Here is a 10,552-nt window from a genome sequence, read left to right on the forward strand (position 1 = left end):
CCACACTAGAAAGCCCAGTTCGCAAGAGCTGGGCTTTTCTATTTGTTGCCGCTTCGCGCCAAATGTCTCTGAGCTGGGCGCCCCTCCTGGCCGGACGCCTCAAGTCCAGCGGGGGGCGCCACATACAGAAGCCCTGCTCAATCGAGCGGGGCTTTTCTGCTGTCTGCTATCGCTGCCCGTAAGCAATGCCATTCCAAGTGCTCTTTACGGACCGACCTACTTCGCCTAAGGCAAGTTCCCCTATTATTTGCCAGCACTCCTTCAGTGGTTGTCCCGATAAATTGCCGGAAATACCTTGATACTTCAGCAGATCTTTCTGGGCATAAGCGGTCTTGCCAGGAAAGAGCCGTAAGCTCTGAAAGAGGCAAGCTGGATTGGCCGTCCTACTAACCCAGCTTGGTGAATGGCGGCGCACTGTGCTGACCGATAATTTGCGTAGATTTCATTCTATTGGTGCGGCAACGTCACAGAAAGGGTGCAAAACGACTCATTGGTGGCGCTTGAACCACATTCTTGTCATCCTTTCGATTTTCTTCATCGCCAACTAGCAAATTTTGCACCTGTTTAGTGCATCATTCGATGCTACAATTCCTACCTATGAGATAGGTTATTACTACTTAAAATTTAGGTAGTTGTGAGCTTGAATTGCTGGAGTCGTCAGTGACTTTGTTTGGAAAACAGACGGGCAATCTCCATGCCATTACTTCAGCTTAAGTTTTTTCTCATGTTCGACCCTGGACTATTGACATCTCTCTAGACCGCACGGCTCAAGGGGTTTGAAACGTTATCCACTGTTTTTGTGGATAAGTGTGTTAGTTAACCTTCAGCAAACTGCTCTAAGGCCCGAAATCATGGGCTTTGTTAAAATTTGATGGTACTTTGTGAGTAAGTTTGATTCCTTTAAAATCAGTAACTTACAAAAAATGTCGAAAAATGGTCTAGAAATGAAACGGATTTGATTGTGTGTTTAATCGTCGACGTCCCCTCTGTGTATTATTTGCCGGATATTGTTCTGAAGCAGCCCAATTTGACAGATATTGAACCTCTGGAGGCCTCGTGAGCCGATCAACCTTCCATGACCTGACTCAGGGCAGTGTTTCGACTCAACTTTGGCGTATGACCTGGCCTATGTTGATTGCCATGTCGATGCTGATGAGTTTCAACTTTGTTGATGCCTACTTCGTCAGTATGTTGGGAACCGAACAACTGGCCGCATTCAGTTTTACCTTTCCGGTAACCTTTACAGTGATCAGTCTGGTGATTGGCTTAGGGGTAGGGACATCGGCAACCGTAGCCAACACTTTGGGGCAGGGGGACACTCTGCTGGCCAAACATCAGGGCGGGGTCGCCGTGGTCCTTTCAGGTGCCTTGGTTCTCATTCTTTGTTTGCTGGTGTGGTTACTGCATGACCCCATCTTTCTGTTGATTGGGGCGACTCCCGCAGCTTTGCCGGTCATCGGCGAATTCATGAACGTATGGCTGTTGGGGGGCATCTTCGTCGCCTTTCCCATGGTGGGCAATGCGGTGATGCGAGCCAATGGCAATACTCGCTTACCCAGCCTGGTCATGGCATTAAGTGCCGCAGTGAACGTTGCCCTGGATCCTCTGCTCATATTTGGACTGGGTCCATTCCCTGAAATGGGGCTGCAGGGTGCGGCTCTGGCAACGGTCATTGGCTATGGGATCAGCTCGGCATTTATACTCTACATGCTGTTTGGCAAGATGAAGGCCATCGCCTGGGAGGCGAGTTGGTCGTGCCGGATCAAAGCCGCTAAAACCATTTTGCATATTGCTCTGCCAGCATCAGGGTCCAACATGTTGACGCCGGTGGCCATGGCAGGAATGACCGCCATCATCGCTCAGTATGGCCAGGAAGCGGTGGCGGCGTTCGGAGTCGGCGGGCGGCTGGAGTCTCTGGTGACCATGGTGATCCTGACTCTGTCTATGACCCTGCCTCCCTTTATCAGTCAGAATTTTGCCGCAGGGCGCCATGACAGAGTCAGGGCCGCCTATGAGGGAACCATCAAATTTGTACTGGTCTTCCAGGGAGCGCTCTATCTCGTGCTGTTCCTGATGGCCGAGCAGATTGGGGGCGCCTTCGGGCAGGATGCCGAGGTGGCCAGTATCATCGCTCTGCTGGTGGTCATTCTGCCATTGGCCTACGGCGCCCAGGGGGTGGTTATCCTGTCTAACTCCAGCCTTAATGCCCTGCACCGTCCCATGGGAGCCCTTGGCCTCAACGTGATACGTCTGTTCGCCATGTATCTGCCACTGGCGTTTGTCGGTGGTAAGATCGCGGGACTGCCTGGTGTCTTTATTGGCGCAACCACGGCCAATTTCATCACCGCTTACATCGCCTGGCGCATCGTCAATGGACAACTGTGCCCGGTGAAGCCTGAGAACGTAGAGGAAGTGAATGAGTCGTCCCTTTAAGCTGCATGCCCCCTTTAAACCCTCTGGAGACCAGCCAGAGGCCATCGCAAAGATGGTCGACGGCATTGAGTCCGGTCTGGCGCATCAGACACTGCTTGGGGTGACGGGCTCGGGCAAAACCTTTGCCATGGCCAATGTAATTGCCCAGATGGGCAGGCCGACGATCATCATGGCACCCAACAAAACCCTGGCGGCTCAGCTTTATGGGGAGATGAAGGAATTTTTCCCCGAGAACTCAGTAGAATACTTTGTCTCCTACTACGATTACTATCAGCCCGAAGCCTATGTACCGGCTTCCGATACCTTTATTGAAAAGGATGCGTCCATCAACGATCACATCGAACAGATGCGGTTGTCCGCCACCAAAGCATTGATGGAGAGAAAGGATGTGGTACTGGTGGCGTCAGTATCGGCCATCTACGGCCTGGGTGACCCCGATGCCTATATGGCCATGTTGCTGCATCTGCGTCAGGGTGACATCATCAATCAACGAGACATGCTGAAGCGTCTGGCCGAGCTTCAGTACACCCGTAATGACATGGCGTTCGAGCGCGGCACCTTCCGCGTCCGGGGGGAGGTGATAGACATCTTTCCCGCCGACTCCGAGCGTCATGCGGTGCGTGTGGAGCTGTTCGATGAAGAGATAGAGCGCATTACCCTATTTGACCCCCTTACCGGGGCCCTGGAGAAGGAGGTGGCCCGGGCCACGGTTTACCCCAAGACCCACTATGTGACGCCCAGGGAGCGGGTGCTGGAGGCGATTGAGTCGATAAAGGCGGAACTCAAGGTGCGCCACCAGTTCCTGCTGAACAACAACAAACTCATCGAAGCGCAGCGGATCAAGGAGCGCACTCAGTTTGACATCGAGATGATGCTGGAGCTGGGGTATTGCTCGGGCATCGAAAACTACTCCCGCTACCTCTCCGGCAGAGCGCCTGGTGAGCCGCCGCCAACCCTGCTGGATTATCTGCCTGATGATGGCCTGCTGGTGATTGATGAATCCCACGTCACCGTCCCTCAGGTGGGCGCCATGTACAAAGGGGACCGCTCCCGCAAAGAGACCCTGGTGGAGTATGGGTTCCGCTTGCCTTCCGCCATGGATAACCGGCCGCTGAAGTTTGAGGAGTTTGAGGCCATCACCCCGCAGACCATATTCATCTCTGCTACGCCGGGTAAATATGAGCTGGAAAAATCCCATGATGAGGTGATCGATCAGGTGGTGCGCCCCACAGGCCTGCTGGATCCTGAGCTGGAGGTGCGGCCAGTGGCCACTCAGGTGGATGACCTGCTCTCAGAGGCCCGCAAGCGCATTGAGCTTGGGGAGCGGGTTCTGGTGACCACCCTGACCAAGCGAATGGCAGAGGATCTGTCCGAGTATCTGGATGAACATGGCATCAAGGTGCGCTACCTGCATTCGGACATTGATACCGTAGAGAGGATGGAGATCATCCGTGACCTGCGTCTGGGCGAGTTTGATGTGCTGGTGGGCATCAACCTGTTGAGGGAGGGGCTGGACATGCCTGAGGTCTCCCTGGTGGCGATTCTGGATGCGGATAAGGAGGGCTTCCTGCGCTCCGATCGCTCTCTGATTCAGACCATCGGTCGCGCCGCTCGAAACATTAACGGTAAGGCAATTCTCTATGCGGATAAGGTAACAGGGTCTATGCGCCGTGCCATGGACGAGACCAATCGTCGCCGCGACAAGCAGAATGCGTACAACCAAGCCAATGGAATTATTCCTAAGGGGCTCAATAAGAAGATCACCGATGTGATGGATATTGGCGGCCGTCCCGGCCAAAGTGCTAAACGCAAGGTGGCGGAGCCTAAGGCTCAGTACAAGCCTGTGGATCCCAAGTCGGTGGCCAAGGAGATTAAAGCCCTGGAAACTCAGATGTATGAACATGCGCGAAACCTGGAGTTTGAGCAGGCGGCGGCTCTGCGCGACCAAATCGAGTCGCTTCGGGAGCAGTTGGCGGCCGGATAGCCCATACTTAAGTCATACCCAGGCTGCAGGAGCGCGGCCTTCGGCATGACACCGGTTGGGGCCAAATGCCGCGATATGCGCGGCAGTACGTCAGGGAGGAAATCGCTCTGCCGGCAGGAGAGGGGCAGACCATGCGTAAACTTCTGGGAACCACCCTGTTCGCCGCTGCGGCGATAGCGGCACTGATCTTCGGGGCGCCCGAGGTTGATCAGGCCAGCGTTCGAACCGTCGACAGTCATCGCGCCGAGCTGATGCCGTTTGGACACCAGGCGTCAGTATTCGATTCCGGCCAGATGAGCTGGAACTATGATCAACCCGAAGAGCCGGACATCAACCAGCTTCTGCGAGACTACCCAACAGCAGCAGGCCAGATCCGCGAAGCGGTTCGTGACAACCTGGCCTATGAGGCGGCCGCAGAGGGGGATTACGAGCAGGCCTATCGTCAGATGGCTCTGGCCTTTAAAGAAGGCAACGGCAAAGGCAGCTACGCCGTTACCTGGTAGCCGCAAGCTGCCGTCGGTGGGCCCACTGACTGATGCCCACGTAGAGTAGCGCCGAGATCACCCCGTAGAGATGGGCTTCCACGGCCACCCTGGCCTGGATCAGGGTGGCCAGATCGCCGCTTGCGCCCACCACGTTCTCCCAGATCACCTTAGCCAGTACCCCGATTAGAAGCAGAGGCCCAAGTCGGCTGCCACTGCGCCAATCCTGTATGGCAAAGTAGGCGAACCAGGCGTGCAGTATGGCGGATAGTCCGACGTAGGTTTGTGTTCCGTCCACCCACCAGTAGACACCAAGTCCGATGCCGATGGCGCTGAACAGAGTCAGCAGAGCCAGGGGACGCGCACGGAAGTGGGGCTGAAACAGCCCCAGCATCACCGTCATCCCCCCAAGATTCATCAACAGGTGGTAGCCGTTGCTGTGCAGCAGGTGTCCGGTAACCAGGCGCCACCACTGTCCCTGATCCAGGTCGTTGCGCGACCAGATCAGCGTGTCGGCCAGTGCGGGGCTCAGATAGAGGCCAATGGCCGTCAGGGCCAGCGCCAGGGGCATACCCCATTGGTTTGGGGAGGGGAATCCCCAGCGATCTCTATACAAGCTGGGCCTTCTCTTGGGTATCAGCCAAAATGGACGCTTTGTCTGCCAGGTACTCCTCCAGTCCGCGGCTGCGCAAGTGGCAGGCGGGACAGTCACCACAGCCACTGCCCTTGATGCCGTTGTAGCAGGTCAGGGTTTCATCCCGCACCAGCTCCAGGGCGCCATAGTGGTCGGCCATGGCCCAGGTTTCCGCCTTATTCAGCCACATCAAGGGGGTGATCAGTTGCAGGGGACGATCCATTCCCTGCACCAGGGCAGATTCCATCGCCTTGACGAAGTCGTTGCGGCAATCTGGGTAGCCGGAGAAGTCAGTTTCGCAGACGCCGGTGATCACCGCTTCTGCGCCGATCTGGTAGGCATAGATGCCGGCCAGAGTGAGGAACAGAATATTGCGGCCGGGGACGAAGGTGTTGGGCAGTCCATTATCAGCCAGGCCGTGATCCACCGGAATATCGTCCCGGGTCAGGGCAGAGATGGCCAGTTCGTTGAGCACGCCCACATCCAGGACCTTATGGGCGGCCACCCCAAGCTTGCCACTGAGTTGCTGAGCAATTTCAATCTCCAGCCGGTGACGCTGACCATAATCGAAGGTGATGGCGTGCACTTCATCATACTGCTTGAGTGCCTGAACCAGGCAGGTGGTGGAATCCTGGCCACCACTGAATACCACAACGGCTTTGCGTACTACTGCGGTCACTTAAGTTCTCCTGTTTGGGCAAAGGCCTCCAACTTGGCCAGATAGGGCTGAATATCACCAATGTGGGTGGCTATCCAGTCACTATCATAATAGCTGTCGAGGTAACGCTCTCCGCTGTCGCAGATCAGGGTGACAATGGAGCCGGACTCGCCCCGCTTGGCCATCTCGGATGCCAACTGCAGAGCGCCGTAGAGATTAGTCCCGGTACTGGCTCCGGTTTTACGGCCCAGCACCTGCTCCAGCCAGTGGACCGTGGCCACGGAAGCCGCATCGGGAATCTGGCGCATTAGGTCGACAACGCCCGGAATAAACGAAGGCTCAACCCGCGGACGGCCGATCCCCTCGATTCGGGAGCTGCTTTGGGTGTTGATGGAGGCATCACCCTGTTGGTAATAATCGAAGAAGACGGAGTTGTCCGGGTCCACCACACACAGTTCGGTATCCAGTTTCTGGTAACGGATATAGCGGCCGATGGTGGCTGAGGTACCGCCGGTGCCAGGGCTCATCACCACATAGCGCGGAATTGAGAAGCGCTCACGCTCCATCTGATTGAAGATGGAGTTGGCGATGTTGTTGTTGCCTCGCCAGTCGGTGGCGCGCTCGGCATAGGTAAATTGGTCCATGTAGTGACCGTTCATTTCTCGGGCAAGGCGCTCTGACTCAACGTAGATCTGGCTGGGCTCGACCAGATGGCACTGGCCGCCATAGAACTCAATCTGGCGAATTTTCTTTTGCGCCGTGGAGTGGGGCATGACCGCAATAAAGGGCAGCCCCAGCAGGCGGGCAAAATAGGCCTCGGAGACGGCGGTGGAGCCGGAAGAGGACTCGATAATGGGGGTGCCTTCGGTGATCCAGCCGTTACTCAGGCCATAGAGGAACAGGGAGCGGGCAAGGCGATGCTTCAGACTGCCGGTGGGGTGAGTGCTCTCATCCTTCAGATAGAGGTCCACCTCCGGCAGGCAGGGCAGATCCAGTTTGATGAGGTGCGTATCAGCGCTGCGCTGAAAATCCGCTTCGATCTGGGCGATGGCCCAGTTTACCCAACGACGTGACATCTTTATGATCCCATTATTCAAATCAAGCGAGCATGGTACCCAATGCAGTCCGAAGTGTTAAGAGAGTTGGCCACCAGAAGAATGCCTTTTGGTAAGTATCAGGGGGTGGTGATGGCGGATCTGCCCATCGCTTACCTGGTGTGGATGCAAAACAAAGGTTGGCCACCAGGGAATCTGGGTGAGAAGCTGGCGTTGCTGCTGGAGATCAAGCACAACGGTTTGGGGTATCTGCTGACGCCTCTTAAGGAGCAGGACAACAGCGGCTATTAGGGCCTGGTAACAGGCCCGTAATGCTCCTCGCGGGCGTCCTATCCGCCATCCCTGGCCACCTGGATAGCGTCATTCACCCAGCGTTGGTGATCTTTGAGGCCGGTAATCAACCGTTTGGGAATGGCACTCAGGCCAAGGTGGGCGCCGCATAGGGCGCCGGTCATCGCCGCTCGGGCCATATTGTTGCCACCGCTGTTGATCGCCACCATGACCGGTGTCTCGAAGGAGTCCGGGTAACGGGCTGCCAGGAAGAAAGCGGCGGGCATCAGCATGGTCAGGGAACAGGCCATGCCATAGATCTGGGCCACGGCCTCAGGTGGATCTACCCGAATATAAGGGCTTTGCGCCGCCTGAATCCACCAGCCCATGCCAAGAAACACATCGGGAAACGGCAGTTCCCGGCTGGGCCGGACAGGGGAAAAGCCCTGACCACGCTCCTCAACGAGCACCGCATGAGTAAAGGGCAAAAGCCCTTGTTGAATCAACCCTCGCATTCTATCTCCCAGCGCACCATCCAACGGGGTGCCTGCCACCAGGGCACCAATAACGATGCCAAAGGCGCTGGAAGCAGTCACAATGGCGGGATCTCTATGGGTCAGTCTGGCGCAGGCAGCGCCGTGAAGCCCAGCTTGCATCAGGTCGCCATGATAGCGAGCGCCAATCAGCGCTGCCCGCTGGGCAGCCTCCGAGGTGTCGGCAAGGGAGGAAAAGTCCTCGTCGTGCCAGTGTTTGCCCTCAACCTTAAGGGCGTACCAGATATCCCGTACCGGCTGTTCGGTGAAGCGGCCACCCTCAGGCTCGCCATCGAGAGAGTCCAGCAGCGGCTCCAGTCGACGGATATAGTCCTCCTCCTGATAACGCCCCCGGGCCACCAGGCTCTCCAGCAGCAGCTGCTGAAACTGTCCGGTCTGGGACACATCACCGAGAGTCACGCCCTCGTGATAACGTCCGGGCTGGACTGCTACATAGCCATCGACGATGCCGTATGCCTGTTTCAGTTCATCCAGATCGTAGTACCAGTGGGGGCCTACGCCCAGGGCATCGCCAATCAGGGAGCCCAAAACGGCGCCTGCAGCGCGGTCCTGGGTAGGCGAGAGCTCGGCAGCAAAGTCGTGATCTGGCATTGAGGAACTCCATTAGAGTGCGATGTCCCTCAGTGTAGTTGGCTAAATGCGCTTTTGAATCAGGCTCCGCGGGGAGAAGCCAGTGACCAGAACCGTACCCCAGATCACCAGTGCCGAGCCCGCCATCGTGTGCAGGCCCAGTACCTCGCCCAGGAGCCAATGACCCCAGAGCACTCCAAACACCGGCACCAGGAAAGTCACGGTCAGCGCCGGCGCCGCACCCACCTCTTTCACCAGACGGAAGTACATCAGATAGGCGATGGCGGTACAAAGCACGCCAAGAGTCATCGCGGCGCCCCACATGGAGGGTTGGGGCATCGAGGGCGGGGGCAACAGCAGTGCCAGAGGCAGCACCGCCAGCGTAGCCCCCCAAAGGCTGCCGTGGGCGTTGTCGAAAGGTTCGATATGGGTTCGGCCTCTGGCGTACATGCTGGCAATCGCATAGCAGAGAGAAGCGCTCAGGCTGGCGGCGATCGCCAGTGGGGCACCGGGTGTCAGGGTGATGGCGTCAAAGCCCACTAGAATGGCGACACCGGTCAGGCCCAAGACCAGCCCCAGCCCCGTGGTACGGGTTAGGGGGGCTGTGCCCCAGATGGCGGCCAACAGGGCTCCCCAGATGGGGGTGGTGGCATTGAGAATGGACATCAGGGACGCAGACAGGGTTTGAGCAGAGAACGCCAGCAATAGGAAGGGCAGGGCGGAGTTGACGCCACCGAGCAGCAAGTAGTGACGCCAGCGGCTGTGCCATTGCAGGTTGCGCCCCATCACCAGTGCCACGATGCTCAGGAACAGGGCGGCCAGAGCCAAACGGGACTCAATCAGAGCCACAGGACCAAATTGCGGCACTCCGATGCGAAGCAGCAGGAAAGATCCCCCCCAGATGGCAGAGAGAGCAATGAGAGTCAGCAAGTTGGTTCCGGTCATGGTCGGGTTTGATAATGGGCAATCGCGTCAGTGTGACGAACACGCTTACCAATTGCTACTCCTGATAGATCATGGTTTTGGACATGCCACCATCGATTACCCAGTTCTGGCCAGTGACAAAGCCTGTCTTGTCGCCGAGCAGAAACGACACCACATCGGCAATATCCTCCGGTTTACCCACCCGACCGGACCAGTGCTGCCGGTGGTCGGATTCAGTCAGAAGTTGTCCGTCACTGATCCAGCCAGGGCTGACGCAGTTCACCCTGATGGTCGGACTCAAGCTCGCCGCCAGGGCGTGAGTGAGGGCCACCAGTCCCCCTTTGGAGGCAGCATAGCCTTCGCTGTTGGGTTCGGACTGCAGGGCTCGGGTTGAAGCGATATTGACTATGGCACTGCCCGGCGGCATAAGGCAGCTCAACCCCTGGGCCAGCAACAGGGGCGCGGTGAGATTGACCGCCAGTGTGCGGTTCCACAGCTCTAGAGTGAGTGTGTCCAGGCCAGGGTGATAAGGGTCGGCAATGGCAGCGTTGTTTACCAGACCGCAAACGGGGCCGGGCAGAGAGCGGCACCAGCGTATTACCGCTTCGCTATCGCTAAGATCCAGTTGAACCTGAGTGACACAAAGGTTCTGAAACAGGGTATTGTCAGCGGGCAGTCGATCCAGGGCGATAACCGGGCTCTGTTGGGCAAGCTTCCGCACCAGGCACTGGCCCAGCAACCCCTGGCTGCCGGTGACCACTATTGGGTGACTCATGTTGAAATCTCATCGTGAAAACTTCATGAGAGTGTAATGGTCGAAGGAGAGGCTGGCGAGCAAACCACAGATGACAAACGAGAAAAGCGCTACCCCGAAGGGGCAGCGCTTTCAGAAAGATGGTGGAGGGGGAAGGATTCGAACCTTCGAAGGCGGAGCCGTCAGATTTACAGTCTGATCCCTTTGGCCACTCGGGAACCCCTCCACGGAATT

At 57.1% G+C, this 10,552-nt stretch carries 10 protein-coding genes and 1 tRNA gene; 4 read left to right on the top strand and 7 right to left on the bottom strand.

Features of this window, described 5'->3' with window-relative positions; translation table 11 throughout:
• Positions 1 to 1,056: 1,056 nt before the first annotated feature.
• The 3 genes from G505_RS0119300 (at position 1,057) to G505_RS0119310 (ending at position 4,920) form a co-directional block, all read left to right on the top strand.
• On the top strand, positions 1,057 to 2,433 hold the full coding sequence (locus tag G505_RS0119300) for an MATE family efflux transporter (protein WP_028111022.1): 1,377 nt from the start codon (positions 1,057 to 1,059) through the stop codon (positions 2,431 to 2,433).
• Positions 2,417 to 4,417, top strand: coding sequence for an excinuclease ABC subunit UvrB (uvrB, locus tag G505_RS0119305; RefSeq protein WP_028111023.1), 2,001 nt, complete (start codon positions 2,417 to 2,419; stop codon positions 4,415 to 4,417). The genes G505_RS0119300 and uvrB overlap by 17 nt, the downstream gene beginning before the upstream one ends.
• A gap of 131 nt (positions 4,418 to 4,548) precedes the next feature.
• Positions 4,549 to 4,920 carry a death domain-containing protein gene (locus G505_RS0119310; protein WP_028111024.1) on the top strand — a complete coding sequence of 124 codons (372 nt, stop codon included), beginning with the start codon at positions 4,549 to 4,551 and terminating at the stop codon, positions 4,918 to 4,920.
• On the opposite strand, the gene rrtA is transcribed toward G505_RS0119310, so the two are convergent.
• Genes rrtA through G505_RS0119325 form a run of 3 tightly spaced genes read right to left on the bottom strand, consistent with a single transcriptional unit; the run spans position 4,910 to position 7,267 of the window.
• A complete protein-coding gene (gene rrtA, locus G505_RS22085; protein ID WP_157509295.1) occupies positions 4,910 to 5,515 on the bottom strand; it encodes a rhombosortase in 606 nt (201 codons plus the stop codon). The genes G505_RS0119310 and rrtA overlap by 11 nt on opposite strands.
• Positions 5,508 to 6,212, bottom strand: coding sequence for a 7-cyano-7-deazaguanine synthase QueC (gene queC, locus G505_RS0119320; protein ID WP_028111025.1), 705 nt, complete (start codon positions 6,210 to 6,212; stop codon positions 5,508 to 5,510). The genes rrtA and queC overlap by 8 nt, the downstream gene beginning before the upstream one ends.
• The gene (locus G505_RS0119325; RefSeq protein ID WP_028111026.1) at positions 6,209 to 7,267 is read right to left on the bottom strand and encodes a PLP-dependent cysteine synthase family protein; all 1,059 of its coding nucleotides are present in this window, start codon (positions 7,265 to 7,267) and stop codon (positions 6,209 to 6,211) included. Before G505_RS0119325 ends, queC begins: the two co-directional genes overlap by 4 nt.
• 54 nt (positions 7,268 to 7,321) lie before the next feature.
• Between G505_RS0119325 and G505_RS0119330 the strand changes: the two genes are divergently transcribed.
• Positions 7,322 to 7,537 (top strand): DUF3820 family protein, encoded by a 216-nt coding sequence (locus G505_RS0119330; RefSeq protein WP_342662899.1) that lies wholly within the window; start codon positions 7,322 to 7,324, stop codon positions 7,535 to 7,537.
• A 38-nt stretch (positions 7,538 to 7,575) separates the two neighbouring features.
• On the opposite strand, the gene G505_RS22090 is transcribed toward G505_RS0119330, so the two are convergent.
• From G505_RS22090 to G505_RS0119350, 4 genes are all read right to left on the bottom strand, one after another.
• Positions 7,576 to 8,661 (bottom strand): ADP-ribosylglycohydrolase family protein, encoded by a 1,086-nt coding sequence (locus G505_RS22090; RefSeq protein ID WP_051216494.1) that lies wholly within the window; start codon positions 8,659 to 8,661, stop codon positions 7,576 to 7,578.
• A 42-nt stretch (positions 8,662 to 8,703) separates the two neighbouring features.
• Positions 8,704 to 9,585 (bottom strand): DMT family transporter, encoded by an 882-nt coding sequence (locus G505_RS0119340; protein ID WP_028111028.1) that lies wholly within the window; start codon positions 9,583 to 9,585, stop codon positions 8,704 to 8,706.
• Positions 9,586 to 9,640: 55 nt separating this feature from the next.
• A complete protein-coding gene (locus G505_RS0119345) occupies positions 9,641 to 10,339 on the bottom strand; it encodes an SDR family oxidoreductase (RefSeq protein ID WP_028111029.1) in 699 nt (232 codons plus the stop codon).
• A gap of 120 nt (positions 10,340 to 10,459) precedes the next feature.
• Positions 10,460 to 10,544: transfer RNA gene (locus G505_RS0119350), tRNA-Tyr, on the bottom strand.
• Positions 10,545 to 10,552: the final 8 nt, after the last annotated feature.

This window comes from Ferrimonas futtsuensis DSM 18154, from assembly GCF_000422645.1.
Taxonomy (GTDB): Bacteria; Pseudomonadota; Gammaproteobacteria; order Enterobacterales; family Shewanellaceae; genus Ferrimonas; species Ferrimonas futtsuensis.